Annotated in this window: 27 protein-coding genes; 15 read left to right on the top strand and 12 right to left on the bottom strand. The window is 54.3% G+C overall.

Features of this window, described 5'->3' with window-relative positions; all coding sequences use genetic code 11:
• The first annotated feature begins 36 nt into the window (after positions 1 to 36).
• From hpf to yjgA, 6 genes are all read left to right on the top strand, one after another.
• On the top strand, positions 37 to 324 hold the full coding sequence (hpf, locus tag EYC87_RS02675) for a ribosome hibernation-promoting factor, HPF/YfiA family (protein ID WP_279251500.1): 288 nt from the start codon (positions 37 to 39) through the stop codon (positions 322 to 324).
• Positions 325 to 342: 18 nt separating this feature from the next.
• Positions 343 to 810 (top strand): PTS IIA-like nitrogen regulatory protein PtsN, encoded by a 468-nt coding sequence (gene ptsN / locus EYC87_RS02670; RefSeq protein WP_040539751.1) that lies wholly within the window; start codon positions 343 to 345, stop codon positions 808 to 810.
• The gene (gene rapZ / locus EYC87_RS02665) at positions 811 to 1,665 is read left to right on the top strand and encodes an RNase adapter RapZ (RefSeq protein ID WP_279251499.1); all 855 of its coding nucleotides are present in this window, start codon (positions 811 to 813) and stop codon (positions 1,663 to 1,665) included.
• Complete coding sequence (locus tag EYC87_RS02660; RefSeq protein ID WP_279251498.1) at positions 1,665 to 1,934, top strand: HPr family phosphocarrier protein; 270 nt, start codon at positions 1,665 to 1,667, stop codon at positions 1,932 to 1,934. The genes rapZ and EYC87_RS02660 overlap by 1 nt, the downstream gene beginning before the upstream one ends.
• A 99-nt stretch (positions 1,935 to 2,033) precedes the next feature.
• Complete coding sequence (gene mgtE, locus EYC87_RS02655) at positions 2,034 to 3,386, top strand: magnesium transporter (protein ID WP_279251497.1); 1,353 nt, start codon at positions 2,034 to 2,036, stop codon at positions 3,384 to 3,386.
• Positions 3,379 to 3,921 carry a ribosome biogenesis factor YjgA gene (gene yjgA, locus EYC87_RS02650; protein WP_007227410.1) on the top strand — a complete coding sequence of 181 codons (543 nt, stop codon included), beginning with the start codon at positions 3,379 to 3,381 and terminating at the stop codon, positions 3,919 to 3,921. Before mgtE ends, yjgA begins: the two co-directional genes overlap by 8 nt.
• Here yjgA and EYC87_RS02645 read toward each other — a convergent pair.
• From EYC87_RS02645 to EYC87_RS02620, 6 genes are read right to left on the bottom strand one after another with little or no spacing between them, the layout of a single operon-like run.
• Positions 3,894 to 7,970, bottom strand: a complete 4,077-nt coding sequence (locus EYC87_RS02645; RefSeq protein ID WP_279251496.1) for a YhdP family phospholipid transporter — start codon at positions 7,968 to 7,970, stop codon at positions 3,894 to 3,896. The genes yjgA and EYC87_RS02645 overlap by 28 nt on opposite strands.
• 40 nt (positions 7,971 to 8,010) lie before the next feature.
• Positions 8,011 to 9,480, bottom strand: coding sequence for a ribonuclease G (rng, locus tag EYC87_RS02640; protein ID WP_279251495.1), 1,470 nt, complete (start codon positions 9,478 to 9,480; stop codon positions 8,011 to 8,013).
• On the bottom strand, positions 9,473 to 10,066 hold the full coding sequence (locus EYC87_RS02635) for a Maf family protein (protein WP_279251494.1): 594 nt from the start codon (positions 10,064 to 10,066) through the stop codon (positions 9,473 to 9,475). The genes rng and EYC87_RS02635 overlap by 8 nt, the downstream gene beginning before the upstream one ends.
• A gap of 1 nt (position 10,067) precedes the next feature.
• A complete protein-coding gene (gene mreD / locus EYC87_RS02630) occupies positions 10,068 to 10,556 on the bottom strand; it encodes a rod shape-determining protein MreD (RefSeq protein ID WP_007227423.1) in 489 nt (162 codons plus the stop codon).
• Between the two features lie 3 nt (positions 10,557 to 10,559).
• Positions 10,560 to 11,396, bottom strand: a complete 837-nt coding sequence (mreC, locus tag EYC87_RS02625; protein ID WP_279251893.1) for a rod shape-determining protein MreC — start codon at positions 11,394 to 11,396, stop codon at positions 10,560 to 10,562.
• 45 nt (positions 11,397 to 11,441) lie between these two features.
• Positions 11,442 to 12,479, bottom strand: a complete 1,038-nt coding sequence (locus EYC87_RS02620; protein WP_279251493.1) for a rod shape-determining protein — start codon at positions 12,477 to 12,479, stop codon at positions 11,442 to 11,444.
• Between the two features lie 233 nt (positions 12,480 to 12,712).
• Between EYC87_RS02620 and gatC the strand changes: the two genes are divergently transcribed.
• The 7 genes from gatC (at position 12,713) to dapE (ending at position 19,092) form a co-directional block, all read left to right on the top strand.
• Positions 12,713 to 13,000 (top strand): Asp-tRNA(Asn)/Glu-tRNA(Gln) amidotransferase subunit GatC, encoded by a 288-nt coding sequence (gene gatC / locus EYC87_RS02615; RefSeq protein WP_007227198.1) that lies wholly within the window; start codon positions 12,713 to 12,715, stop codon positions 12,998 to 13,000.
• A 28-nt stretch (positions 13,001 to 13,028) separates the two neighbouring features.
• Positions 13,029 to 14,489 (top strand): Asp-tRNA(Asn)/Glu-tRNA(Gln) amidotransferase subunit GatA, encoded by a 1,461-nt coding sequence (gatA, locus tag EYC87_RS02610; protein WP_279251492.1) that lies wholly within the window; start codon positions 13,029 to 13,031, stop codon positions 14,487 to 14,489.
• A complete protein-coding gene (gatB, locus tag EYC87_RS02605; protein ID WP_279251491.1) occupies positions 14,489 to 15,931 on the top strand; it encodes an Asp-tRNA(Asn)/Glu-tRNA(Gln) amidotransferase subunit GatB in 1,443 nt (480 codons plus the stop codon). The genes gatA and gatB overlap by 1 nt, the downstream gene beginning before the upstream one ends.
• A 56-nt stretch (positions 15,932 to 15,987) precedes the next feature.
• A complete protein-coding gene (locus tag EYC87_RS02600) occupies positions 15,988 to 16,278 on the top strand; it encodes a PA4642 family protein (protein ID WP_007227184.1) in 291 nt (96 codons plus the stop codon).
• 271 nt (positions 16,279 to 16,549) lie between these two features.
• A complete protein-coding gene (locus EYC87_RS02595; protein WP_279251490.1) occupies positions 16,550 to 16,906 on the top strand; it encodes an ArsC family reductase in 357 nt (118 codons plus the stop codon).
• 25 nt (positions 16,907 to 16,931) lie between these two features.
• Positions 16,932 to 17,951, top strand: a complete 1,020-nt coding sequence (gene dapD / locus EYC87_RS02590; RefSeq protein ID WP_279251489.1) for a 2,3,4,5-tetrahydropyridine-2,6-dicarboxylate N-succinyltransferase — start codon at positions 16,932 to 16,934, stop codon at positions 17,949 to 17,951.
• A 13-nt stretch (positions 17,952 to 17,964) separates the two neighbouring features.
• Positions 17,965 to 19,092 carry a succinyl-diaminopimelate desuccinylase gene (gene dapE / locus EYC87_RS02585; protein WP_279251892.1) on the top strand — a complete coding sequence of 376 codons (1,128 nt, stop codon included), beginning with the start codon at positions 17,965 to 17,967 and terminating at the stop codon, positions 19,090 to 19,092.
• Here the strand turns inward: dapE and EYC87_RS02580 are convergent.
• From EYC87_RS02580 to EYC87_RS02570, 3 genes are all read right to left on the bottom strand, one after another.
• A complete protein-coding gene (locus tag EYC87_RS02580) occupies positions 19,084 to 19,839 on the bottom strand; it encodes an SDR family NAD(P)-dependent oxidoreductase (protein ID WP_040539746.1) in 756 nt (251 codons plus the stop codon). The genes dapE and EYC87_RS02580 overlap by 9 nt on opposite strands.
• 63 nt (positions 19,840 to 19,902) lie before the next feature.
• Positions 19,903 to 20,709 (bottom strand): class I SAM-dependent methyltransferase, encoded by an 807-nt coding sequence (locus EYC87_RS02575; RefSeq protein WP_279251488.1) that lies wholly within the window; start codon positions 20,707 to 20,709, stop codon positions 19,903 to 19,905.
• Positions 20,710 to 20,723: 14 nt separating this feature from the next.
• On the bottom strand, positions 20,724 to 22,052 hold the full coding sequence (locus EYC87_RS02570) for a hypothetical protein (RefSeq protein ID WP_279251487.1): 1,329 nt from the start codon (positions 22,050 to 22,052) through the stop codon (positions 20,724 to 20,726).
• A 112-nt stretch (positions 22,053 to 22,164) separates the two neighbouring features.
• On the opposite strand from EYC87_RS02570, the gene EYC87_RS02565 reads away from it, so the two are divergent.
• Positions 22,165 to 22,659: a hypothetical protein gene (locus EYC87_RS02565; protein WP_279251486.1), complete on the top strand. Its 495-nt coding sequence runs from the start codon at positions 22,165 to 22,167 to the stop codon at positions 22,657 to 22,659.
• Complete coding sequence (locus EYC87_RS02560; protein ID WP_279251485.1) at positions 22,659 to 23,519, top strand: lysophospholipid acyltransferase family protein; 861 nt, start codon at positions 22,659 to 22,661, stop codon at positions 23,517 to 23,519. Before EYC87_RS02565 ends, EYC87_RS02560 begins: the two co-directional genes overlap by 1 nt.
• On the opposite strand, the gene EYC87_RS02555 is transcribed toward EYC87_RS02560, so the two are convergent.
• The 3 genes from EYC87_RS02555 to dapA are packed head-to-tail and all read right to left on the bottom strand — an operon-like array spanning position 23,516 to position 26,207.
• A complete protein-coding gene (locus EYC87_RS02555; RefSeq protein ID WP_279251484.1) occupies positions 23,516 to 24,274 on the bottom strand; it encodes an MBL fold metallo-hydrolase in 759 nt (252 codons plus the stop codon). The genes EYC87_RS02560 and EYC87_RS02555 overlap by 4 nt on opposite strands.
• A gap of 5 nt (positions 24,275 to 24,279) precedes the next feature.
• Entirely contained in the window at positions 24,280 to 25,335 is a 1,056-nt protein-coding gene (bamC, locus tag EYC87_RS02550) for an outer membrane protein assembly factor BamC (protein ID WP_279251483.1), read from the bottom strand.
• Positions 25,335 to 26,207 (bottom strand): 4-hydroxy-tetrahydrodipicolinate synthase, encoded by an 873-nt coding sequence (dapA, locus tag EYC87_RS02545; RefSeq protein ID WP_007227456.1) that lies wholly within the window; start codon positions 26,205 to 26,207, stop codon positions 25,335 to 25,337. The genes bamC and dapA overlap by 1 nt, the downstream gene beginning before the upstream one ends.
• Positions 26,208 to 26,317 lie beyond the last annotated feature (110 nt).

The following is a 26,317-nucleotide window of genomic DNA, read 5'->3' as shown; positions in this document are numbered from 1 at the left end:
GGTTTAGCCGGGTTAACCTGAAGAAGGAGCAATAATATGCAACTAAACGTCAGCGGACACCATGTAGAGGTTACCGAGCCTCTGAAGGAATATGTGGACACCAAGTTCGAGCGACTGCAACGACACTTTGACCAGATCACCAATATTCAGGTGACTCTGATTGTAGAAAAAATGGTTCAAAAGGCTGAGGCCACCATACATATATCCGGTGCCGACTTATTCGCTCATGCAGAATCCGAAGACATGTATGCCGCCATTGACTCCCTGGTCGACAAGTTGGACCGACAGTTAATAAAGCACAAAGAAAAAACCCGCGGACACTAGGCAGATATCGATAACCCCATGCAACCCTTAGCAGATTTACTGACCCCGGAACGCACCGCAAGCCAGGTTCCGGGTGTCAGCAAGAAACGTTTATTTGAAACGCTGGCGCGCCTGATCAGCGATGACCAGATTTCCCTTTCTTACGACGAGGTCCTGAGCCAACTCGTTGCCCGCGAAAAATTGGGCAGCACGGGGCTGGGTGAAGGCATCGCCATACCGCACTGTCGTATTGATAATTGCAGCCAGCCCACAGGAACACTGCTTACACTTGCAGAACCCATCGATTTCGACTCGCCTGACAACCAGCCAGTAGATCTGGTATTCGCATTGTTGGTACCTGCAGAGGCCCATCAGCAGCACCTTGAGACCCTGGCGGGACTGGCAAGACTATTCAGCCAGCCGAAATTTTGCGATGAGCTGCGTAAAGTCCAGGGCTCGGATGAGCTGTTCAAGCTCGCCACGCAAGCTCAAGCGGTCGCACCCTGAATGCAGCTTATCATCATCAGCGGACGCTCGGGCTCAGGCAAAAGTACAGCCCTCAACCAACTGGAAGATGAGGGTTACTACTGTATCGATAACCTTCCCGTCTCACTGCTTCCATCACTGGTGGAAAAAACCAGCAGTGAAGAATTCGGCCACTTTCGCGGCACGGCGGTTTGCATTGACGCACGCAACGCCTGGAAGGACCTGGCCAATTTCGGCGAGGTAATGGCTTCACTGCCAGCCTCGGTAAACTCAGAAGTGCTGTTCCTTGACGCCCAGGAGTCGGCACTTATAAAACGCTTCTCGGAAACTCGTCGCAAGCACCCCCTCAGTTCTGACAGCATGCCTCTCGCTGAAGCCATTGATAAGGAACGACAGCTACTGGAGCCAATCTCCAGCGCGGCATCTTTCGTACTGGACACGAGCCAAATGACCATTTATGAGCTGCGAGACGCTGTTAAGCAGAGGCTGTTAGGCGCAGAGAGCGGGAGTATGTCGCTTCTTATCCAGTCCTTTGGTTTCAAGCGTGGAATACCCACCGATGCCGATTTGGTTTTCGATGTACGCATGCTGCCCAACCCCCACTGGGTGAAAGAGCTGCGTCTCAAGAATGGACTGGATGCAGAAGTTCGGGAATTTCTCGAAGCGCAGACGACTACTGCCGAGTTATACCTCGACATAAGCAGTTTTTTAGATCGGTGGTTGCCCCACTATCGGGACAGTAATCGCAGTTATATGACCGTCGCCATAGGCTGTACCGGTGGCCAGCATCGTTCGGTATACTTGGCGGATCGTTTATTCCGACACTACGGCGGGTCATACCCGGGCATTCACATCCGACACAGGGAGCTGCAATAGTGATTGAAACCCAGGTGACTATTATCAACAAACTGGGCCTGCACGCCCGCGCGGCAGCCAAATTTGTCAGCTGCACCTCGGCCTATTCCAGCAGCATTCAGGCGGGCAAAGAAGGCAATATGGTAGATGCCAAGAGCATCATGTCAGTGATGATGCTGGCGGCAGGCAAAGGGACGGTGCTGGATATCAGGGTCGAAGGCGCTGACGAGGAAGCTGCGCTGGAGGCCCTAGTTACTTTAATCGGAAATCGCTTCGATGAAGCTGAGTAGGCTTCACCGGCGTAACTAATCCCGTTGTTGCCGTAGTCCGTTTCGCGGATAATCTTCGGTGCGGGCCCTTCACCCCGCAGATGAGATGGAACGAACGGCATGCCCCATAACAAGGCCACACCGCAGGATACTCTTGACAAGCTGACGCTGGCACTGGACAGCGGGGCTTTTGTCGACGTTCGTCGCATGCTCAACGGCCTGCCGCCGGCCGATATCGCTCATCTGCTGGAATCATCGCCACCCAAGTTCAGAAATATTCTCTGGAAACTCATCGAGGTAGACCTCGAGGGCGAGGTTCTCGGTGAACTTTCAGATGACTTGCAAGCTGACTTCCTTTCCCGGATGGACGCCGCCGAAGTCGCGACCATTACTGAGAGCCTGGAAGATGATGATATTGCCGACATTCTCCAGCAACTGCCCGACAGAGTAACCCGGGAAGTTCTCAATGCCATGGATTACCAGGACCGGGCACGCCTGGAGCGGGTAATGCATTACCCAGACGATGTGGCCGGCGGCCTGATGAACACCGACGCGATTACCATACGCGCCAGACTGACCCTGGATGTGGTGCTGCGCTACTTGCGTCGCCACGAAGAAATCCCCGAGATGACGGATAACCTCATTGTCGTCAACCGCTCAGATCAATTCATTGGTTTGCTGCCGCTGCGTACGTTATTGGTCGCAGATCCAAGCGCCACCGTTCGGGAGATGATGGCCACTGATGTGGATCCCATCCCCGTGAACACACCCGATGACGAAGTGGCGCGACTCTTCGAACGCAACGACTGGGTGTCGGCACCGGTTGTCGATGACAGCGGGAAGCTGCTGGGCAGGATAACCATTGATGATGTCATTGATGTCATCCGAGAGGACGCAGACCACTCGTTCATGTCGATGGCGGGACTGGACGAGGAAGAAGATACTTTCGCCCCTGTATCCAAGGCAGCTCCCCGACGGGCCATCTGGTTGGGAATCAATCTAGCGACCGCATTCATCGCCGCAGCTGCGATCAATATGTTCCATGACACTATCGAAAAAGTCGTGGCCTTGGCGGTATTAATGCCAATCGTTGCATCCATGGGCGGTATTGCCGGCACCCAGACCCTGACCGTGCTGGTGAGAGGCATCGCCATGGGCCAGGTAGGCAAGAACAATCAAACCTGGCTGCTGACCCGGGAAGTCACTATTGGCTTTCTCAATGGGATACTGTGGGCTGCAGTGGTAGCCGTCGCAGCCTCGCTCTGGTTCGATGATTGGCATATCGGACTGATCATCGCCGCCGCAATGATGATCAACCTGGTAACTGCTGCATTTACCGGAGCGGCACTGCCGCTGCTGCTTACCCGCTTCAATATCGACCCCGCACTTGCAGGCGGCGTCATTCTGACTACCGTCACTGACGTGGTCGGCTTCGTGGCCTTCCTGGGCCTGGCGACATTATTCTATGCGTAAAAATAAAGAAATCAATGAAGAAGAGCTGGAAGAGGGACCCAGTAAATCAGAAGTAAAACGGCAAATGCACGCTCGGCAGGCCCTGGGGAAAACCCTCACGGAATTGAACGATAAACAGTTATCCCTTATGCCGATAGAGAATGAAAAACTGCTAGCGGCACTGCGGGAAACACGACGTATCAGCAGCAAAAATGCTCTGCGTCGCCATATGCAGTTCATTGGCAGGTTGATGCGAGAGGTTGACCCTGAACCCATAGAGGCGGCACTGGAATCGATGCGCAGACCGACCAGGGAAGCCAATGAAGCCTTCCATCGGCTGGAGCAATTGCGGGACGAAATCCTCGCAGCAGGTATGCCCGGTGTAGAACGGGTACTAAACCTCTGGCCAGAAGCTGATCGTCAGCATGTCAGGCAGCTGGTATTGCAACACCAACGGGAGCAGCAAAAGAACAAACCACCTGCGGCCAGCCGGAAGCTGTTTCGTTACCTGCGAGAACTATTGGAAAATTATGGAGCTGGTTCATCGGGATCCTGAAAATCAACAGGTTCTTGCGCGGGCACAATCTCAGGGACATTGGGTTCTAGAGAAACGGGGTCGAGAGAATCAGGCTCCGCCGTATCGGCCGGCTCTTGAGTATCAAGCGACGAGTCACCGACAGATGCATTCACAGAGGAGGCACTGGAGTCTGTCGCGACGGGCGCGCCCTCGGAGGGTCGCAATTCGTCATCAAAGATTCGATCAAAATTAATCTGCGGGTCGTCCCACGTTCCCTTGATACTATAAATACCACTGGACAGGCGATTTACCTGCTTCTCGAATACCTTACTGACCACAAACACCCCTGCTGCAACCGGCAACCCGGCGGCAAGCGCTGCTACCCAGGGAAGGTTGTTAGCCACAGGCAGGGTGGCAACGAGCTCTGCGTCAAGGGTCTGACTGGCAACATCTGACAAGCCGCTCACCGCAAAAGTACTTGAGCTCCCCTCGACATTAAGGCCAGGCACCTCCAGCGTCCCGCTGTGGAAGAGCACTTCTCCGTCCATGCTGTGGAAATTGATTCCCGATTCGAACATGTGAGACAAGCTTAGACTGGACAGCACATTCGCCAGATTGACAATTTCAACTACTTGCAAGGCACCGGTGCCTGCCGGTGTCTCCAAAAACCGCCCGCGCTCAACGTCCAGTTTCAGTGCTCCGTTGAGGCTCGCAAGAGAAACTGTCTGCGGGGCACCCGGCCAGGTCAATTGCAACTCCAGTTGGCCTTTCTTCGTTTCAAGAAATGGTGCGTAACCCAACTGATCCAAGGTGTCACCGAAGTCAGAAAAATGAAACATCGCTTGCAGTTCACTATTTTGACCCTGGTTCCAAGTTAACTCAGCGGGCTGCTCGGGCAACAGCTGCAGACCTGCCAGTTGACCTTGGATACCCTTAGCGCGAACAACAGGGCCGTCAGATTCCAGCGACATTTGTAAATCGCCAATCACCTTGCCCTCAAGCCAAACCTCCTTCACTGACACATCGATAGTTGGAAGTTCAAAAAGTCGCGGAGCCTCTTGCTTAGCTTCGGCAGCCTCATCATCACGGTCCGCCAGCTGCGACAGGTCCACGTGATCAAGGACAAGGCTGGCCCTGCCCTGTGCCGGTTGTCGATACATTCCCTGCAACCATTCTGTACTTCCCCGAACCTCCCAGCCGGCGCCATCAAGGTCCAGACTGAAGTTCACTGCATCGAACTCACTGCCCCATAGCACTAGCCGATCGGCATGGGCTTCATCAATGACCAGACGCAATGCGCTTGGTTTTCTTGCTAAAACAGCTGCGGGATCGGGTCCTGAGGGCAAAGCATCAGGATCGGGCGGAAGCGGGCTCGCAGCCTGCTCCGCAAATAAATAGCGAGCGGCGAAATCAATCCAGCCCTCCACATCGACCAGCGATGCGACGCCACCAACCTGCACCTGACCTGCCAGCAGATCTGGCGGATGCACAGACACACCAAGAGCAGCAGCATTCAGGCCACCGCCAGTAATATCTAACTTTAGGGACAATTCCTCGCCCAGAGCGACACCCAGGATCATCTGCTCTCCCCCCAGCGAAAGCGCCAGCTCAAGCGGTTCGCTGGTCTCTTCAAGCTTGGTCCACGGCTGCGGAATAGCCAAGGCCACGCCTTCAAGGGTGGAACTCACAGTTAGCAATGGCACCTCACCTGGCACTACCGCAACCTGTCCCTGCACATCAGCCTTCCCGCTGGCCAGCGCAAGTGCATCCAGCTCTAACCAGCGCTGCAAGTCTTTAGTGTCCACCCGGGAACGAAAATCGACTTCGACAGCCGACCGGGTAAACTCGAACACATCATTGTCTCCCAACAAAGACCGCTGTCCAACGATCAGCGTGACAGGCTCACCCCAAATTCGACCCACCAGTTCCTTGGCGTTGAAGCCAGCATCTGAATGATATTGCAACAGTCCGTTGATGCTTTCGATAGGCAAGCGGCCGGGATTTACCAAAAGGTCCAGGTCTGCAAAATCCACCTTCACATCAACAATTGGCGGCACTTCTTTGTTGGCCAGATTAAGTTGTAATTTTAACGCTGTCTCCGCGCTACCGTCGGCGGTCCATTGGGCAAAAGCATTTTTGCTTAACCGCCCAAGCAAAGACTCATTCACCGCACGCAAAGCGTCATTGGCTGAACCAGCTACCCGCCCGTCGATGGCGAGCTGCATCTGCGAATTGGCACCCATCCATGCCTCGGCCGATAAATGCTCAACCTCCGACTCATACAATTCGGCCGTTTCGGCCCAAACACTGACGTTGGTATCGTCAAGCAATACGATTCCCTGCAAGCCGCTGACCGCCGGCCAGTCCGGGTGATAAACCAGCGAAGTATTGTCTACGTTTAACATCAGCTGCACGGTGCGAAAATCGCGGACTTTAGGTTTCAGGCTACCGCGCCAGACAAAACCAGCCTGTTCAACATCGCCCTCGCCGACTGCGTCTGCCAGCCAGTTCAATAAGCTTGGGTTCAATGTGTAAGGAATGTACTTCACCCGATGGATAGGGTGGGTGTTGGAAAGACCTACCATCAGGTCCATTTCCAACCCGACCTCGGTCTTGGTAAAGGGGATGTTGAGGGCGAACAGGGCCTTCGCTGTACCCTCTACTGCATTGGCGGTAATCAAGCCGCTATGCAGTAACAGAGCGTCTTCGTCCCAGCTTAGATTCAAGGTCCCGTAAAAATCGTCGTAATAAAGAGGCTGACTATAGAGCGTAGGATAATCCATCGTAAATTGCTGGCTATCGATAACTGCATAGCCGCCTGCCTCGGAAAGCTCAAAGTATCCTGTGCCCGAAGTGATACCCGGCGCACCTTTCCAGGAGTCCACCTCCAGGCGATCAAAATTACCCTCCACATTCCATTCAGACAAGGGCCTGGCTAAATCCCCCAAGCTGACCTGCAACGCACTTAATTCACCTCTTGGCGCCAATGTCGAAAACACCGAGCGTAAGGTTTCCGGGATTGATGGGATTTTCTGCATCAGCCGATTGAATGGCTGCAGATCCAGGGCAGAGGTTCGCAGCCTCAGGGAGCTACCCCAGCTGTCCACCTGCACCCGGGAAACACTGGCTTCGACATCATCCAGGCTCACGCTGAGCTTGTTGGTGAACAAGGTCCAGCGGTTTCTGGACTCTTGGACGCTGGCCTGCAACGACAGGGCGTCCAGTGGCACTGACCAGTCTCCCTCGCGAGGGCGCAGGACCAGATCTGAGATATCCAGGTCTATTTCAAAATCGGCCTTGCCGCGGTTCCAGGATAACCACGCTTCGCTGTCCAGGCGCCCCTCCATCCAGAGTTCAGGCTCCGCGACCAACATATCTTCAATCGCAGCCAGGTCGCCGGCATCCAGCCTGAGGTATAGCACGCCCTCAAATTCATCGGGCAGGAAAGGGTTGCCCAAACCCCTGCCGACCAAGTGAATATCGGTCCCTGCAGTAGACAGCATGTCCGCAGTCAGTTGCCGCCCACTGCCATCCCGCGCCAGGTGCAAATCCAGGGAATACTCCCGCCTCTCACCACTGGGCAGCAACAGTTTTAACGCATTATCGCGCAGGGTAATGTATTCAATATTGAGCAAGAACTCGCGCAGCCATTCGCCCAACTCGCCACTATTACCGCTGAGCCCAGGAATGATAAATTTTCCTTCGGCGGTCAGTTCACCCCGCAATTCCAGCCCGTCCAGTTGCAGCGAAGTAAACTGCAGGCTGCGGCTGGAAAGGGTCTTCAGTACATCTATGCCGATGCGACCACCCGATAATTGCAGCGGCACAGCATCGCTCTCGGGCAAATCCAACTCCAGGCCGTGAAATACGATTTCCGGGGTAAATGAGTGCCACTCACCCGCCAGACGCTGCGCTCGAATCAAAAATGGGACCCGACTATTGAGTTCAGCGAGCACTTCACTCTGCCAGCTCTGCAAGTTGGTACTGAGCACACGTCCCAAGCTCACGTAAATAGCCAGCAAGACCACAGCGATGACCGCCAGGCCCCAAAGGATATTGCTCAGTTTGTGAAATATGGATTGTTGCAAAAGGGGAATTCCCACCTTCTATGCCGGAGTCTCTGTCTCCTTAGAGCAGAACTATGTCAAAGTGTTCCGGATTATTGTCAGGCTCAACACGCAGGCTAATGGCCTTGCCGATAAATTCTTCCAGGTCTGCCACATTGGCCGACTCCTCATCCAACAGCCTGTCAATGACGCCCTGAGCCGCCAAAACCATAAGCGTATCATTTTCATAGGCTCTGGCATCGCGCATAATTTCTCGAAAAATTTCGTAGCAAATGGTCTCGGCCGTTTTCAACACCCCGCGACCAAAACACACAGAACAATCTTCACACAGCAACTGCTCCAGGCTTTCTCTGGTGCGCTTGCGGGTCATCTCCACCAGGCCCAACTCTGACACGCCGGTGATCTTATTGCGCGCCGGGTCTCTGGCCATGGCTTTATCCAGGGTGCGATGCACCTGGCGCCGATGCTCTTCGTCCTGCATGTCGATGAAATCGACAATAATAATGCCACCCAGATTACGTAATCGCAGTTGTCTGGCCAACATGGTCGCTGCCTCCAGATTGGTCTTGAAGATAGTCTCTTCCAGGTTACGGCGACCGACAAACGAGCCCGTATTCACGTCAATAGTCGTCATTGCTTCGGTTTGGTCGATAATCAGGTAGCCACCTGACTTCAACCCTACCTTGCGACCGAGCGCTCCCTGCAATTCCTCCTCAATACCATGCAGATCAAACAGCGGACGCTCACCGGAATAGTGCTCCAGCAAATCTGACACTTCGGGCATGTATTCGTTGCAAAACTCGGTCAGGGCATTATAGCTCTCACGACTATCAATCAGGATGCGCTCCACCCCCGGGCGCGCCAGATCCCTCACCGTGCGCATGTGCAGGGCCAGATCGCTATAAAGTAATTCAGCCTTGCGCGCCTTCTTGCCCCGCCGGGAGACTGCGGACCACAATCGTTTTAGAAAACGAAGATCAGCCCGGACTTCATCCAAACCCACGCCCTCAGCTGCGGTGCGCAAAATGTAACCACCCCCTGCGTCCATTTCCTCAGCGGCTATTCCGTCTGCAAGTAACTGCTGCAAGCGATCCCGCTCCGCCGCGTCATCGATTTGCTGAGACACCCCAACGTGATTGCTCTGTGGCATGAAAACAAGATAGCGCGAAGATACCGATAGCTCGGTGGTAACACGCGCACCCTTGCTACCTAGCGGATCCTTGGTGACCTGAACGATCACTTTCTTACCTTCGTGAACATAATCGCCAATAGCATCCGAGCCCTGTGCGCGGCCATCTCCGCCGGACACAAAAATATCAGACACATGGATAAAGCTGGTGCGCTCGGCACCGATGTCGACAAATGCGGCCTGCATTCCGGGCAGCACCCTGACCACCTTGCCAGCGTAGATATTGCCGACCATGCCCCTGCTGGCGGTGCGCTCGATGTGGATATCCTGAGTCGCTCCATTGTCCACCACAGCCACTCGAGTCTCCATTGGCGTCACATTGACCAGGATCTCCTCACTCACCAGTGTTCTCCAAAGCGCCTTTGATTCCCTGGCCTGACAGCAATTGCCAAGTTTGCGCCAGGGGCAGGCCTACGACATTACTGTAACTGCCCTCAATAGAGCTGACAAAGGCACCCGCCAAGCCCTGAATGCCATAACCACCCGCCTTATCCCAGGGCTCTGGTGTCGCCAGGTAAGACTCGCACTGCTCGCGAGTCAACTGCAAGAAGTGCACCTTGGTCTCCACCATTTCGCTGAGGACTTCGCCGCGCTGTGTGTTCAAGCAAATACCGGTGAGCACACGGTGGCTTCGCCCACTGAGTCTGGCAAGCATGCCCAGGGCTTCGAAGTGGTCGCCAGGTTTGCCGAGCACATCCTCGTCGATAACAACAGAGGTATCGGCAGCCAACACAGCCAAGCTACCGCCACTGTGGCGAGACGCAACTGCCGCAGCCTTCTCTCTCGCCATTCGCAAAACATAATCCTCCGGCTTCTCACCTGCCAGGCGGCTCTCATCTATATTTGCCGGCTCACAGAGATGAGCCACACCAATTTGGTGCAGTAATTCTCGACGACGCGGAGAGGCCGAAGCCAGTATCAACTCCATATCAACTTACCCCGTAAAGACGACGTAAACCGCGCAGTAAATGCAGTACGAAAGGCCATAGCAGTGCACTGGAAAAAGCCGGTAATAAAAACATCAAGGTGGTTGAACCCGCCCCTTCGAGATTTTGCACCCACTGGCAGATCATCTGGTTTAGTCCCGCGAGCACGAAAACTATGGCTGCTTGTTGGGCGAGACTGAACACCCTAAGACGCTGGTAGAGTAGCAGCGCCAGCAGCGTTACCACCACCAGCGCAAACGCATTCTGTCCGATCACTGCGCCTTCGACAACGTCCAACATCAGCCCCAGCAACAGCGCCGTTATCAACCCTACGCGCTGGGGCAGTGCAATCACCCAGTAAACAAGTACCAACAAAACCCATTCAGGACGTCCCCAGGCTAGCCAATGTGGAAACGGTAATACCGCAAGAATCAGCGCGCAGAAAAAACTCGCTAGTACCAACCAGTAAGCATTCGGACCCTGATCGACCATTGATCAGTTTCCTGCAGCAGGCTTGGCAGTGAACACCAGGAGCACATGACGGCTGCGTTCCAGGGCTGCGCTGGGTCTGGCCATGATCCGCGCGAAAGCCAGCCCCGGGTCACGTTCGATTTCGCTAACTACTGCAACGGGATAACCAGATGGAAAACGTCCTCCGAGTCCGGACGTCACCAGCAGGTCTCCCTCCTTAATATCGGTAGTCGCAGAAACATGATGAATTTCAAGAGAGGTCAGGCTACCAATGCCCTCGGCAATCGCTCGCACACCATTGCGATTGACTTGCACCGGGATAGAGTGAGTCGCATCGGTAATAAGCAGAGCCCTGGAGTTCAGAGAACTAACCTCGACCACCTGGCCCAGCAGACCATCGGCATCAATGAGCGGTTGCCCAACGAAAACACCGTCCCGCTCGCCTTTGTTCAATACCAGTTGGTGACGCACTGGATCCGGGGATACGCCAATCAGTTCTGCAACCAATACGTCATCGCGCACCATCGCCGACGAATTGAGCAGTGCCCGCAGGCGCACGTTTTCGGCCAACAGAGACGCCATCTGGTGAGAGCGCCCCTGAAGCACCAGGTTTTCCCGGCCAAGTTGCTCGTTCTGCTCGAGTAAATCACTACGACTTACCAGGTGTTCGTTTTTCCAATCCCCCACTCGCGAGGGTATATCTGCCACCCAGTAAACCGGCGCCGCAGCGAATTCCATCAATGAGCGGGCTGTCTGCAGGGAGTTGAACCGCAAGTCTGCGACGAGCAGGACTACCACCACCAGGGCGACCAAGAACAGGCGCAGCCCCAAATTGGACTCTTTAACGAATAGTGGTTTGATGTCGTCTCCTCAGCGATTCCTGCCGGAACTCCGGGGACAGTGTACTTATTCTGTGGACAACAGGTCTATGGTGCGCCTGTCCATCAGTTCCATGGCTCTACCGCCACCGCGTGCTACACAGGTCAGCGGCTCCTCAGCAACGATCACGGGCAGGCCTGTTTCCTCAGAAATCAGTCTATCCAGATCGCGCAACAAGGCCCCGCCACCCGTCAAGACAATACCGCTCTCGGCAATATCGGCTGCCAGTTCAGGAGGCGATTGTTCCAGCGCGGATTTTACCGACTGGACAATGGATGATAGGGGATCCTGCAAGGATTCGAGTATTTCGTCGCTGTCCAGGGTAAAACTGCGGGGAACCCCTTCTGCCAGGTTGCGCCCGCGGACATCAATTTCACGAAGATCTGAGCCACCGAAGGCACAGCCTACTTCCATTTTTATTTTTTCAGCAGTGGCGTCGCCGATCAGGCTGCCATAGCGGCGCCGAACGTGAGACACAATCGCTTCATCGAAACGATCGCCTCCGATACGCACCGAATCGCGATAGACAATACCGTTAAGTGAAATAATGGCGATTTCAGTAGTGCCGCCACCCACGTCTACGACCATGCAACCGCTCGCTTCTTCTACGTCGAGGCCTGCACCTATAGCAGCTGCCATGGGTTCTTCTATCAAGCGAACTTCACGGGCGCCGGCGGAAAGTGCTGATTCGCGAATAGCCCGACGCTCCACCTGAGTAGACATGCACGGCACACAAACCAAAACTCGGGGGCTGGGTCGAATGAAACGACTCTCATGCACCTTCGCGATAAAATGCTGCAGCATCTTTTCGGTGACCTGAAAATCGGCAATAACGCCGTCTTTTAACGGGCGAATGGCCGTGATGTTGCCTGGCGTCCTGCCCAGCATCCGCTTGGCCTCTGTGCCCACGGCCTCTATCGTTTTTTGGCCATTGTGAACACGAATGGCAACAACGGAGGGCTCGTCCAGCACAATGCCTTTGTCGCGCACATAGATCAGCGTGTTGGCGGTTCCCAGATCAATAGAGAGATCGTTGGAGAACACTCCACGCAATTTCTTCAGCATTAATTCTTACTACCTTATGACTGCAACGAGGAACTGGGTCGTTCAGTTCTGCCTGCTTCTTACTGCCGACATATCGAGTGAAATGCCCCTGAAATGCCGCTACTTTTAACCATTTTTTTTACTGTAACTTTATTCTTGCAACTGTATCAACCGCGGGGATTTTGGGCAAGGCGCAAATGTGATAAGTTTAGCGCCCCTGCCGGCTCCCACCGGCTCCTCTCGGTTGTAACAATATGGCTATTGAGCAAGACGAAATTGAAAAAATTGCGGAACTGGCACGTATCCGCATCGCCGACGATCAAATTGGCGAAGTCACCCAGCGCATTACTGAAATTCTCGGGATGGTAGATCAGCTGCAGGCTGCGGACACGGCCGGCATTGAACCTATGGCTAACCCGCTCGATGCCATTCAGCGTTTGCGCGCCGATGAGGTCACTGAAACCAATCGACGAGATGCCTTCCAGGCAATTGCCCCGGCTGTAGAAAACGGCCTCTACCTCGTACCCAAAGTGATCGAATAAGTGACGACTGCCACATCAGGACATCAACATGCATGAACAAACTGTCGCCCAGCTGGCTCAAGGTCTGCGGGACAAGTCATTTACCAGTGTCGAGCTGACTCGCGCCTATTTGCAGCGAATCTCGGAGCTCGACCAAAATTACAACGCATTTATCACCGTCAACGAGGAGAACGCCCTCAACGCGGCACGCACGGCCGACCAGCGCCTGGCCAGCGGTGAAGCCACTCCCTTGACCGGCATCCCTGTCGCGCACAAAGACATTTTCTGTACCCGGGGAATGCTCACCAGCTGTGGGTCTAAAATGCTGGGTAACTTTGTCCCTCCCTACGATGCCACTGTGATTAGCCGTTTCAATGAAGCGGGGGCGATAATCCTCGGCAAAACTAACCTGGATGAGTTCGCCATGGGCTCCTCTAATGAAAACAGCCACTACGGCCCGGTCAAAAACCCCTGGGATACCTCTCTGGTGCCAGGCGGTTCATCTGGTGGCTCCGCTGCTGCCGTTGCAGCAATGCTCGCTCCAGCCGCTACTGGCACTGACACCGGAGGCTCAATACGTCAACCAGCGGCTTTTTGCGGCATCACCGGGCTTAAACCAACCTATGGCCGTGTCTCCCGCCTGGGCATGATCGCTTACGCTTCCAGTCTGGATCAGGGCGGCCCACTCGCGCGCACTGCCCAGGATTGTGCGCTGCTGCTCAACACCATGGCGGGCCACGACCCACTGGACTCGACCTCTGCAGTAAACGCAGTGGAAGACTATACGCTTTCCCTAAACAAGAATTTACAAGGGCTTAAAATAGGCCTACCCAGGGAATACTTCGGCGAGGGTCTGGACAGCGCTACTGGCGAGCAGGTCAGAGCTGCACTCAAGGAACTGGAGGCCCAAGGAGCGAGCCTGGTGGATATCAGCCTGCCCAATAGCGACCTCACCATTCCCGCCTACTACATTATTGCGCCGGCTGAAGCGTCTACTAACCTTTCCCGTTTCGATGGGGTTCGTTACGGTCACCGCTGCGCTGACCCCGAGAATCTGCATGACCTGTATACCCGAACCCGCGAAGAAGGTTTTGGCGACGAGGTCAAACGTCGCATCCTGGTCGGCACCTACGCCTTGTCTGCGGGCTACTACGATGCCTACTATAAAAAGGCACAACAGGCCCGACGACTGATAAAAAACGACTTCATGGACGCATTCGAGCGGGTGGATATCATTGCCGGCCCTACGACTCCCGGACCCGCATTTGGTTTGGGTGCTAAAAGTGACGACCCTATCGCTATGTACCTTGAGGATGTGTACACCCTCGCGGTGAACCTGGCAGGCCTGCCAGGCATGTCAGTCCCCGCAGGGTTCGTCGACTCAAAACCCGTCGGGCTGCAATTGATTGGCCCCCACTTTGGCGAGGCACAACTGCTCAATGTCGCCCACCGATTTCAGCAGGCTACCGACTGGCATACCCGGTTGCCGCAAGCAGGGGGAGTCGTCTGATGCAGTGGGAAACAGTCATAGGCCTTGAGGTACACCTGCAACTCGCCACCAAATCGAAGATTTTTTCCGGCTCATCAATCACCTTTGGCGCCGAGGCAAACACCCAGGCAAGCGCAGTAGACCTTGCAATGCCCGGTATGCTCCCGGTACTCAACGAGCAAGCCGTGCGGATGGCAGTCATGTTCGGTTTAGGCATAGGTGCCAATATTGGCATGCGTTCCGTATTCGATCGCAAAAACTACTTCTACCCGGATTTACCCAAGGGTTATCAAATCAGCCAATTTGCGGACCCCATCGTCGGCGAGGGTCAGTTTGAAATTCAACTGGAAGATGGCAGCAGCCGACAGATTGGTATTACCCGGGCCCACCTGGAAGAAGATGCAGGCAAATCTCTGCACGAAGATTTTCACGGTATGAGCGGCATAGACCTTAACCGAGCGGGAACACCGCTGTTGGAAATTGTCAGTGAACCAGATATACGCTCCTCAGAAGAGGCGGTTGCCTATTTGAAAGCTATGCATAGCCTGGTGACTTATCTGGGAATTTCTGACGGCAACATGGCTGAAGGTTCGATGCGTTGTGATATCAATATTTCCCTGCGCCCAGTAGGCCAGGTAGCGTACGGCACTCGCGCTGAAATCAAAAACGTGAACTCTTTCCGCTTCGTCGAGCGCGCCATTCGCCACGAGGTAGAGCGCCAGGCAGACATCCTCGAAGACGGCGGTAAAATCGTGCAGGAAACGCGCTTGTATGACGCAGATCGCGATGAGACCCGGCCGATGCGCAGCAAGGAAGTGGCTAACGACTACCGCTATTTTCCGGAACCGGACCTGCTACCGATCGTGATTGATGAGGCCTATGTGGCAGCGATTGGTAAAACTCTGCCCGAGCTACCCACTGCCAAGCGCAACCGCTTTATTAAGCAGTACTTACTGTCTGCCTATGATGCTAGCGTACTGGCCGGCAGCCGCGCACTAGCGGACTATTACGAAACTGTAGTGGCAGCCTGCGAGGATGCCAAAATCGCCGCCAACTGGGTTCAGGTAGAGCTGCTTGGTCAGCTTAATAAAAGTGAGCAGGCAATCGGCGACAGTCCGGTAACCGCTGATCAGCTGGGGGGCCTCATTGCCCGAATTCTGGATAACAGCATCTCTGGAAAAATTGCCAAACAGGTCTTTGAGGCCATGTGGCAGGGCGAGGGGACTGCCGACGAAATCATTGCGGCAAAAGGCTTGCAGCAAGTGTCCGACACGGGAGCACTGGAAACCATGGTCGATGAGGTCATTGCCGCCAATACAGCTCAGGTCGAACAATATCAGGCCGCCGACGACGCCAAACGTAAAAAACTGCTTGGCTTCTTCGTAGGCCAGATAATGAAAGCATCCAAAGGCCAGGCAAACCCGCAAATGATTAATCAACTACTGGCCAAAAAATTAGCCTAGTGTCGGGGCTTTCGCCTACCTGCAAGAATGAAACGAGCACTCACAAGGATAAGCTAATGAAAAAAGACAAACAGAAAGTACTGGACGAAGTCTGGACTGAAGATCACGTAAAAAGCTTCCTGGAAGTTCGCCCGCACGATGGTGGAGACGCAGATTTTCACATGCTATTAAAAGCATACCAGAGCATGCGCGCCTCTGACTTCGAACTTTTTTTGAGCTTTTACCGCCAACAAGACAGGAACGTGAACGCGAGAGGCTTGGATGGCCGTTCGGTACTGGATATAGTTTCGGAACATCGTCACGGCGCGGATTACGCCGCCGTACTTGAGGCCGCCGGAGCGGCCTGAGGTGATTTTCAAATAGCCGAAAGAAACGCCCTCTGCACCATCAACCACGCCGCCAAACATGACAAAAAGTAAGCTAAGAAACGGTGCGTTAGGGTGTTATAGCGACAAAGAATCAGCTTGCGCAGCGCACGGCCCACAACAAAAATTCGGGCGCAAGTCCGATGCAGGCCATCCATCAGCCGGAGCAATATAGCACCCCACCTCGCTATATCTAACGAAGCCAATTTGCTATGCTAGCGGCCCTCAAAAACTCGCTAATGCAGGAAACCAGGTGATCACGCTCTACGGCATCAAGAATTGCGATACGGTAAAAAAAGCACGCAAGTGGCTTGACAACCAAAGCGTGGAATATAACTTCCACGATGTTCGCGAGGATGGATTGGACCCGAAAACTGTGGAGCTGTGGCTGGAAAAGCTGGGCTGGGAGATTGTGGTCAACAAACGCAGTACCACATGGAAAGAACTGGATCAGGCAGCGCGGGACACGATGAATAACACCTCTGCCCTGGAAGCCATTCTAAAGTATCCCACACTGTTCAAACGCCCTCTGCTGGACATCGGCCACGAGCTTCACTGCGGTTTTTCTGCAGAAAAATATCAGGACATTTTCAATCACCACACCCTTTAGGGTCACAAGAATACAGGTAGCCACGATGACAGACTCCGCTTTTGCCTTTGGACTCGGTGTAGGCACCCAAAACAGCAAGGGTGAATGGCTGGAGGTGTTTTTCCCCGCACCCCTGCTGGCGCCATCAGCCGAGCTTCAGGCTGTGACCGCCGAGCTGGACAGCAACACTGCGCTGGGGGAGCCTGAGCTTCGCGCTCTGCAGTCCGCCCTGAACAGCTCAGGTGAATCGGCACAGGCCTCGCTGGCAGGACGCTTGCTGGGCAGCGGTCGCCCTGTGGTCGCGGTGTTATTGCAACACGACCAAGCACCCGAGAACGTACCTGAAGGCTATCTCAAATTACACCTGCTTTCTCATCGTCTGGTCAAACCTCACGGGACAAAGCTCGATGGACTATTCGGCGTTTTACCCAATGTTGCCTGGACCAATGAGGGTGCGGTAGACATTAACGAGCTGACCGAACGACAACTCTCTGCCCGCCTCAGGGGCGAGACTCTGGAAGTCAGCTGTGTGGACAAGTTTCCCAAGATGACCAACTACGTGGTTCCTCACGGGGTGCGTATCGCTCACACCGCCAGGGTCCGGCTGGGTGCATACCTTGGTGAAGGCACCACTATCATGCATGAAGGTTTCGTCAATTTTAATGCGGGCACCGAAGGTCCCGGCATGATTGAGGGTCGCATTTCTGCCGGTGTCCTAGTGGGCCAGGGCTCCGACCTGGGCGGCGGCTGCTCCACCATTGGCACGCTGTCGGGCGGAGGCGATATCGTCATTTCAGTGGGTAAAGAATGCTTGATAGGCGCGAACGGTGGTATTGGTATTCCCCTCGGAGACCGCTGCACTGTTGAAGCGGGTTTGTTCATCACCGCTGGCACTAAAGTCAGCATGCTGGATGCGGACGGTATGCCGGTAGAATCTGTTAAAGCCCGAGACCTGGCAGGAAAATCAGATTTATTGTTTCGCCGCAACTCAACCACAGGCGCAGTAGAGTGCCTCACCAATCGATCGGCGGTAGAGCTCAACGAAGCCTTACACGCCCATAACTAGGTGCACCATTATGGTGGATAAAACACTAGCACTTTGCTGCGATCTGATCAGCCGACGCTCTGTCACTCCCGAGGACCAAGGCTGCCAGGCACTCATGATTTCCCGGCTGGAAGCCATTGGCTTTGAGTGCACTACCCTGCCCTTCGGCAAGGTGCAGAACTTTTGGGCTGTTCACGGCGACAGTGGTCCGTTATTTGTTTTCGCCGGCCATACCGACGTTGTACCTCCGGGTCCCGAAGCACAATGGAGCACACCACCGTTTGAGCCTAGCCTTGTTGGCGAAACACTTTATGGCAGAGGCGCTGCGGACATGAAGGGAAGCCTGGCAGCCATGGTAGTAGCCTGCGAGGAGTTCTTGGCCAGCAATCCCGACCATACGGGACGCATTGGGTTCCTGATCACTTCAGATGAAGAGGGCCCCGCCACAGATGGCACCGTTCGGGTGATGGAGTGGCTGCAGCAGCAAGGTGAGAAAATTGACTGGTGCCTGGTAGGCGAACCCTCCAGCACCAGCACACTGGGTGACGTCATCAAAAACGGCAGGCGTGGTTCGCTGAACGCTAGACTTATCGTTAAAGGCATGCAAGGACACATCGCCTACCCTCACCTGGCCGACAACCCAATCCATCGGGCGGCGCCAGCGCTGTCCGCACTGACCCATGAGGTTTGGGACGAAGGCAATAGTTTCTTTCCCCCAACTTCCATGCAGATTTCCAATATTCACGGCGGCACCGGTGCAACCAATGTCATACCTGGGGAGCTGGAAATCGTGTTCAACTTTCGTTTCTCCACGGAGTTGACGGACGTTGACCTTCGCCAGCGCACCGAGGCCATCCTTGATGCCCATAGCCTTGAGTATGAAATCCAGTGGAGCCTGAGCGGCCATCCTTTCCTAACCCCCACCGGTGAATTGGTAGCGGCCGCCGTAGACAGCATTCTTTCAGTCACAGGAACTGACACCCAGTTATCAACAGCTGGAGGAACCTCCGACGGGCGCTTTATCGCTCCCAGTGGTGCCCAGGTGGTGGAATTGGGCCCAGTCAACGCAAGCATTCACAAGCTTAATGAGGAAGTACACGCTCCAGACCTGCCTCGCCTGACTGCCGTATACCGTGGCATCATGGAACGATTGCTAGCCTAAAGCATCAAGCAATCCTTTAGCCCCCATTTTGGCCAGGGCAAGATTATCCTCACCGGGCACCACTATTAGCTTGTCTTGTGCGAGTGCATCGAGGCTTGCGCAGACAACCTCTGACGCTTCCATCCACATTTCATTGGGGAATGCAGACGGAGAAAACCCTTCGCTCTTCATCGGTTCGTGAATTTCAGTACGCACCAAACCAGGACACAGCGCCTGCACTTTAATCCCTGCACCCTCCAACTCACGCGCCAGGGACAGCGTAAAATAATTGAGAAAAGCTTTACTGCCTCCATAAACTGCCAGCTTTGGTCCTGGCAAAAAAGATCCAAGCGAAGAGACATTGATAATGCTTCCTGCACCGCGCTCGCGCATGAACGGCAACGCTGCTCGAGTCAAGGTAATCGCTACGTCACAGTGTAGATTCAACATTTCCCGTTGCTGACCAATAGGTGAATCGATGAAGTCGCCATAGGGACTGAAGCCGGCGTTATTGACAAGAATATCTACCGGGCCCTTCTGCCGTAACATTTCCATGGTGTGAGCCACACCTTCCACGGTAAGCAGGTCCGCCTCAACGACATGAACTTCAGCCCGATCGGAAAGCTCTTCACGCAGCGCCTCGAGACGGTCATGTCTGCGCGCTACAGCGATAATCACCGAGCAGCGTTCAGCCAACTGGCGGCAAAATTCTGCACCCAGCCCGGAAGAAGCGCCAGTGACCAGCGCAGTGATTTTGTGTTCAGCCATGGCAAGGCTCCAGTATTTTATTTAATTGCAGGATAGTAACTGTCGTAAGCAGGGCTGTAACTGTCAGGATAGGCCAGAGAGCACATGCACGTCATAACGTACTGCTTTTCCCTTGATGCAATGTGAGGGGATTTTTGCCCCCAGAGGCGGCGCCTTGGAGGGACGTTTCACCACCACCCTCGCCACTGAGCAACCCAGAGCCCAGTCTAACAAGCGTTCATTACTGCTCTCTTCATCCTTCAGCAACAGCTGAAATAGCGCCATTTCTTTTTTCACAGCGGCGCTCTTTTCACGCTGAGGGAACATCGGGTCGAGATAGATAACATCGATATCACGCAGGAAATCCGCTGTCAGCCGGGTCGCATCGTCCGTCACCAGTTGCATTCGAGATGAAGTGGTGGCGAGCCAATGATCGGTAGAGTTTTGTGCCAGCGCTAGCCCGCTTTCCAGCATTGCGGCCGCCACAGGGTTGCGCTCACAGCAGGTGACCTCAGCACCCAGGTCTGCAAGTACAAAGCTGTCTCTACCTAGCCCAGCGGTAGCGTCCAAAACAGACAGTGCGGCCTTCTTACCCGCTCCAACCGCCTTGCCCAACAGTTCATTGTGCCCCGCTACTCTTCTATGACGCATAGCAGCCGCGCCAAAATCCACACCCACTGGACCGGGCGCATTCCTGCCGGTAATTTGCAGCTCGATACCACTGACAAAAATCAGCAACAAAGCATCAAATCCGTCACAGCGGCGAGGCTCTGTTGCCATGGGCAGTTGCGGTAACTGGAGCTGGGTCGCCAGCGCTGTTGCTGCTTCCCGAGAAAGATCATCACCGGGGCAAACTGCCAGACGAGGCGGCGAAGTCGAAGCATTATTCACGGGAAAAGCAGCCTTCAATCCTCGATAATATTGGGCTGTCGCTTTTGCAGCAGACCGGCCAAATCATCAAACAGTTCCTCTGCGCTGGCAGCGGGACGCTCCTCACCTTGCTCGTCTTGTTCACGTTCAAGGTTTTTCTTCCCGGCGACATTTTTATCAGCACTTAACCCAGGGACCAGTTTTGCATCGTCCAAGCCCAGGTGAAGCACATCACTTTGCAGGTCCACAGCTAACTGTAAATTGTAGGCGTAGTGTTCCAAGCCATGCTTGTCAACAATACGGAACCTGCGAGGTGAAACCTGCTCGTCACCTTCAGCCTGGTGTTCACTCAACCTGCAGTTGATCGCAGACATAACCTTGTTGGAAAGATGCGACCCCTCCACTGCAGAAAGACCACGATTACATGCTGCAATAAAACCGGGGGTTGAAACCTCACCAGCGCCCGCGGCCTCTTCTCCCAATTGCGTAGAAAATTCGCCAATTAAAATTTGTTTCGCTGCAGCCTGGTCTACCATTCGTGCCAATTCGATCGTTACATCTCCAACGATGTAGCTGAACACCGTGGGGTTCACCCCTTCAGCCTGATACAGCTCATAGTGGCCCCCTATATGGTAAGCCGTGCGAATCACTGGCACAGTATTGCCACGCGAGGCCGCGCAAGCCATCGCATTGTCTGCAACCACGAGAATCATAAAATAGAAAAGTTCTATATTGGCGTCCGACCCCAGACTACGATTCCAAATGTAGTAGCCGTCACCTGTCGTGGTGCGCGCAAAATTAATTTCGATGCCTCGCGCCAACAACTTGTTGTAGGCCGAGTTGAGTGAATAAGACAGACTGTTTAACTGACTGGCCTGTTCAAATGGCGTATACAGTGAGAACTCCACAATATCGAAAAGCAGCACCGCGCGGCTCTCAACGTAGCTGAGACCATACCTGCGAATGAGTTGTTCAACCTCTGCCAACACGCGAGGCTCTTCGCTAAGCGCCGTGCTTAGCTTGATAAACGTTGGCGCAACTACCAACCTCTTGGAAACAGCGAACATCTCCTCGCGAGTTTTACGTCTGGTGCCGGAGATCATATCCCTGATGAAACCCTCGTTACCCTTGTGCTCCGCATCGTCTGCACAGTAATTGCCCAAAAAGTAGTGGGGGACGAAAATGACCAGCAAGCCTCTTTCATCGGCGCTCCAGCAAAGCACGATGTTCTGGCCGAGGCGCCATTGCTTTCGCAGTGTCTTCTCCAGCGCCTTGAGGTTACCGCGCTGAACCAGTGAAATAGCACTGCCAGCCGAGGTCTCACGACTACCCGTGCTATCCCCGGTATTTTCCAACTCTGTCATCAAGCTTTCCAGTTTTTGTCGATTGCAGTGCTATTATAGGTAGCCAGCGGCGTCGGGGCTATGCCGGATGTTAATCAACCTGGCAACAATCAAACATAGGGAGACAAACAACATGACACGCTGGCTCACAGCTATTTTCCTGCTCATGGCTATCGCCGGTTGCAGTGACCTCGATTTCAAGATCAACGAAACGACGGTTTACTCCCCTCGTCCGCTACTCACGGACTTCGAGGTGGCGGACGCTGCACTGCGGGCCTGCCTGGAGCAGGCTATCATTGACCAGAAAGCGACTGTCGCCAGTGAATTGCTTTCCCTGAACTGCAGCCATGCCCAAATAACTAACCTCGATGGGCTGGAACTATTTAACGGGCTGATTCAGTTAAGGCTGTCCTCCAACCAGATTCGCAACCTGGCACCTCTGGTGCCCATGTCTTCGCTGGAATCTTTATACCTGGAAAACAATCTGATAATAGATCCGGTACCACTCTACGAGTTGCTATCGCTTGCCATATTGGACCTATCGGGCAACCCTTCCCTGCAGTGCCCCTCGGCACAAGCCCTGTTGAAACTGGAGGAAATCACCTTACCCGAGCACTGCCAGCGCTGATGTTTTACCGTCTGCTCAGCCACCTGCCTTTTCCTCTGCTTTATGGGCTGGCTTGGCTGGGCTATTTTGTGATTTTCCATGTCGTGCGCTACCGCCGCGACGTGGTGGCAGGGAACCTGAGCAAGGCGTTTCCAGAAAAGTCTGAAGCTCAACGAAAATCGCTGGCGCGTGCTTTTTATCGCCAGTTCACTCAAGTGGCCCTGGAGATCATCAAGGCACGCCGCATGCAGCCTGAGGATTTCCTTCAGCGCGCACGCATATTGAACCCCGAACTACTGCAACAATACAGTCAGAACTTTAGTGAATCAGTGATCGTGCTCACCATCCATCAGGGCAACTGGGAGTGGATGCTTCACGCTGCAGCAACGCAACTCAATATCCCCATCACACCCGTCTACAAAACCTTGCACAACAAAGCCGCGGACAAACTGATCTACGACATCCGCTGCCAGTTCGGGTCACGCCCAATATCCATGGACGAATCAGTAAAAGATATCATTCGCAAGCGTCGGGAGTTTCGAATTTTCGTGATGGTCGCAGACCAATCTCCCATCCGCAGAGAGCGCGGCTACTGGACCAGGTTTATGAATCAGGAGGCCAATTTTTATCTGGGCGCAGAAACGATAGCCACAATGACAAAATTCCCAGTACTGTTTGTCCAGTGCCACAGACGCAGCAAAGGTCACTACGAAATCGAATTTAAGGAATTAGCGAAGCCACCTTACGACAAGGAGACCCACGCAGTAACAGATCGCTACGTGGAAATGGCCGAAGAGGCTATTCGCGAAGAACCCGAAAGCTGGTTGTGGACCAATCGCCGCTGGAAACGGGACCGAGCAAAAGAAGAGAGCACAGACTAAACGCCAAGCCAGTCAAAACCTTCTTGCTGTTGTGCCCAAGTGACCTGCTCCGTTGATACAAGCACTGCGGCGAGCGCTTGCTCGGCACGATCACGAGAGTTGTTTTTCTCGCTGATGTGAGCAACCACAAGATTCTTTAGCTCAGCAGTGCATTCAAGCTGCCGTAAAAAATCAGCCGCCTGTCCATTATTAAGGTGCCCCCAGTCACCGCTGACCCGACTTTTCAGCTGGGGCGGATATGCACCCGCCATCAGCATATCCAGATCGTGATTGAATTCCAGCAACAGGCTGTGACAACCCTGGTAGCTGCTCACCACGTGGGGAGTAATACAACCAAGGTCAGTCAGAACACCCAGACAACGTCCACCGGCTGAAAGCCGAAATTGGCAGGGTTCTGCGGCGTCGTGGGGTACGGCAATAGTGCGCACATCGATCTCAGCGATAGAGAAATTCTCATCACAATCAAAGCACAGTAACTCATAGCTGCCATCGCAGCGACCACTTGCTTTGGTTCCGTGAGTTAAATACACCGGAATCTGGTGTTTGGCGGAAAGTTTCGACACCCCCGCACAGTGATCACTGTGCTCATGGGTGACCAGAACCGCGTCTAATTGCTCCGGAGACAGACCCAGGCGAGCCATACGCCGGGTGGTTTCCCGCAGAGAAAAGCCACAGTCGATCATCAGCAGGGTTTCGCCATGGCGGACAAGGGTCGCATTGCCCTTGCTGCCTGAGCCCAGGGAGGCAAAATCCATGAAAGTTAGTTTATATTGCCCTGGATAAGGCCCAACATAGCTTGCTGATCACGCCGTTCAAGCACCTCGCTTGCCTCTGGCTGGGCTCGCAGATAAATCTCGACACCACCATTATCCTGGGCGTCGACGTTGACAATAAAAATCTCACCCACGTGAGGGTACTCGTCATCACTGTCCCATAACCAGCCAAACCAACTATCTTCTTCTTCCGCATCAGGGCCCAGGAAGCGAGCATAATAAACGCCACTGCTGCGATCGCGATCAGTCACCTCAAAGGTAGACCTTCCCAGCGCACGCCCCACCGATGCCCACGCCCGATCAAAGGGCAAGCCGAGCTGAATAAAGGACTCACCCTGGGCATTTTCCTGTAAAGAAATTTTACCCGAAGCACTAATCGCCTGATTAGCCACCATAGACACAGGTGCAGTGCCGGCGCTATTGGCAATGTACTGGGCCAGCGCAGTGAGCATTTCAGATTCCTGCTCCGCATTATCGGAAGCATCGGGCCAATTGTTTACATCTCCGGCCTGGTTCTGCTGCAACACATGTAATTCACTGCTGCCACGCTGGACACCCTGATCGATCCGCACCTGGAACCGGCTGGCCATCGCCGCAGACTCCAACTCCAACCAATTGGTCTCCATCAAACCTTCCCTGGCATCTACCCGAGCTACCGCGATGCCAGCGCTGGCGAAAAAGCTGCGAACCTGCGGCCACACCTGTCCCGGCGCTTCGGCGACCAGCGCCCATGTGTCGTCACCCAGTTTTTGAATGCGAACGGTTTCGTCTTCACCACCGGCAACCAGCGGCGCTGGACGCGGAACTTCAAACGCCCCCGCTTGCACCACTGTGCTGCTGGTCGGCGGCACGGGGTATATTTCCTGCAAGGTGTCTGTCTCCTTGCCCTCGGGCACCGAGATGACAGCCATCTCGGATGCTTTTTTATAGTCTTGCGAGTTATCGCGAAAAACACCCTGGTCACCGAACAGGTAACCACAGCCAGTAAGAGAAGCCAGCAAGACGCCGGCAATGAATCCACGTGTGATAGGGGAGATGCTCATTAAATTGCTGCTGCCTCCAGGGCCGCCAATACCTCGGCGTGATATTTTTCGTCCAGAGCAGTTAACGGAAGGCGAATACCGCCACCCATAAGGCCCTGCTGTTCCAATGCCCATTTTACTGGAATCGGGTTCGCCTCCAAAAACAATGCACGGTTCAGAGCTGCAAGCTGATCGTTAATTGCGCTAGCCCCATCCCTGTCACCGGCGGCAGCCAGAGCGCAAAGCTCAGCCATCTGCCGAGGGGCCACGTTCGCAGTTACCGAAACATTGCCCTTACCGCCTGCCAGGATTAGCTCCATCGCCGTAGGATCATCGCCGGAGTAAATGGCGATCTGGTCGCCGCAACGGTCAATCAGCTCAAGTCCTCTCGCGGTATCCCCGGTCGCATCCTTGATTCCTACAATATTATCCAGGCCTGCCAGTCGTTCCACCGTTTCGTTACTCATATCCACTGCAGTGCGGCCGGGCACATTATACAAGACCTGGGGAACCTGAACCGCCTCCGCCACTGCCTTGAAATGTTCATACAGCCCGTTCTGCGTCGGGCGATTGTAATACGGAGTGACCAACAAACAAGCATCAGCACCGGCATCCGCCGCAGCCCGCGTCAATTCAATAGCCTCCCAGGTGGCATTGGCACCCGTGCCTGCCAGCACAGGAATACGGCCTGAGACATAATCCACGCAGTGTTTGATCATCTGACAATGTTCAGGAACGCTCAGTGTCGCGCTTTCGCCTGTGGTCCCCACCGCCCCTATCGCTCCTGTCCCTGCCTCCATGTGCAGGTCTAACAAGCCCTCCAGAGCCTTCCAGTCGATACTGCCATCTGGGTGCATAGGCGTAACAAGGGCGACAATACTGCCGGTAATCATCTGAGTTCTCCGAAAAAAACTGACGAGCAGCAGCCAAAAATTGCGCCGCCCGCAGGAAAGAGGGACATTATCCATGAAGGGGCGGGGATGACAACCGGCATGGGCTAAAA

Origin of the sequence: Candidatus Seongchinamella marina (assembly GCF_026262685.1) — a bacterium.
In the GTDB taxonomy this organism is placed as follows: Bacteria; Pseudomonadota; Gammaproteobacteria; order Pseudomonadales; family Halieaceae; genus Halioglobus; species Halioglobus marinus.
The sequence above is the reverse complement of the archived record's forward strand: the minus strand, read 5'-3'. Positions and strand labels throughout refer to the sequence as shown.

What these genes read in the sequence shown, in the direction of transcription:
- EYC87_RS02580 (WP_040539746.1), bottom strand. Translation starts at nt 19,839, where the DNA reads ATGGCTGAACACAAAATCACTGCGCTGGTCACTGGCGCTTCTTCCGGG.
- EYC87_RS02600 (WP_007227184.1), top strand. Translation starts at nt 15,988, where the DNA reads ATGAAAAAAGACAAACAGAAAGTACTGGACGAAGTCTGGACTGAAGAT.
- EYC87_RS02555 (WP_279251484.1), bottom strand. Translation starts at nt 24,274, where the DNA reads ATGGATTTTGCCTCCCTGGGCTCAGGCAGCAAGGGCAATGCGACCCTT.
- EYC87_RS02565 (WP_279251486.1), top strand. Translation starts at nt 22,165, where the DNA reads ATGACACGCTGGCTCACAGCTATTTTCCTGCTCATGGCTATCGCCGGT.
- EYC87_RS02620 (WP_279251493.1), bottom strand. Translation starts at nt 12,479, where the DNA reads ATGCTGAAGAAATTGCGTGGAGTGTTCTCCAACGATCTCTCTATTGAT.
- mgtE (WP_279251497.1), top strand. Translation starts at nt 2,034, where the DNA reads ATGCCCCATAACAAGGCCACACCGCAGGATACTCTTGACAAGCTGACG.
- hpf (WP_279251500.1), top strand. Translation starts at nt 37, where the DNA reads ATGCAACTAAACGTCAGCGGACACCATGTAGAGGTTACCGAGCCTCTG.
- mreD (WP_007227423.1), bottom strand. Translation starts at nt 10,556, where the DNA reads ATGGTCGATCAGGGTCCGAATGCTTACTGGTTGGTACTAGCGAGTTTT.
- ptsN (WP_040539751.1), top strand. Translation starts at nt 343, where the DNA reads ATGCAACCCTTAGCAGATTTACTGACCCCGGAACGCACCGCAAGCCAG.
- gatA (WP_279251492.1), top strand. Translation starts at nt 13,029, where the DNA reads ATGCATGAACAAACTGTCGCCCAGCTGGCTCAAGGTCTGCGGGACAAG.
- dapA (WP_007227456.1), bottom strand. Translation starts at nt 26,207, where the DNA reads ATGATTACCGGCAGTATTGTCGCCCTTGTTACGCCTATGCACCCAGAT.
- EYC87_RS02560 (WP_279251485.1), top strand. Translation starts at nt 22,659, where the DNA reads ATGTTTTACCGTCTGCTCAGCCACCTGCCTTTTCCTCTGCTTTATGGG.
- gatC (WP_007227198.1), top strand. Translation starts at nt 12,713, where the DNA reads ATGGCTATTGAGCAAGACGAAATTGAAAAAATTGCGGAACTGGCACGT.
- dapD (WP_279251489.1), top strand. Translation starts at nt 16,932, where the DNA reads ATGACAGACTCCGCTTTTGCCTTTGGACTCGGTGTAGGCACCCAAAAC.
- EYC87_RS02570 (WP_279251487.1), bottom strand. Translation starts at nt 22,052, where the DNA reads ATGACAGAGTTGGAAAATACCGGGGATAGCACGGGTAGTCGTGAGACC.
- rapZ (WP_279251499.1), top strand. Translation starts at nt 811, where the DNA reads ATGCAGCTTATCATCATCAGCGGACGCTCGGGCTCAGGCAAAAGTACA.
- yjgA (WP_007227410.1), top strand. Translation starts at nt 3,379, where the DNA reads ATGCGTAAAAATAAAGAAATCAATGAAGAAGAGCTGGAAGAGGGACCC.
- EYC87_RS02635 (WP_279251494.1), bottom strand. Translation starts at nt 10,066, where the DNA reads ATGGAGTTGATACTGGCTTCGGCCTCTCCGCGTCGTCGAGAATTACTG.
- bamC (WP_279251483.1), bottom strand. Translation starts at nt 25,335, where the DNA reads ATGAGCATCTCCCCTATCACACGTGGATTCATTGCCGGCGTCTTGCTG.
- gatB (WP_279251491.1), top strand. Translation starts at nt 14,489, where the DNA reads ATGCAGTGGGAAACAGTCATAGGCCTTGAGGTACACCTGCAACTCGCC.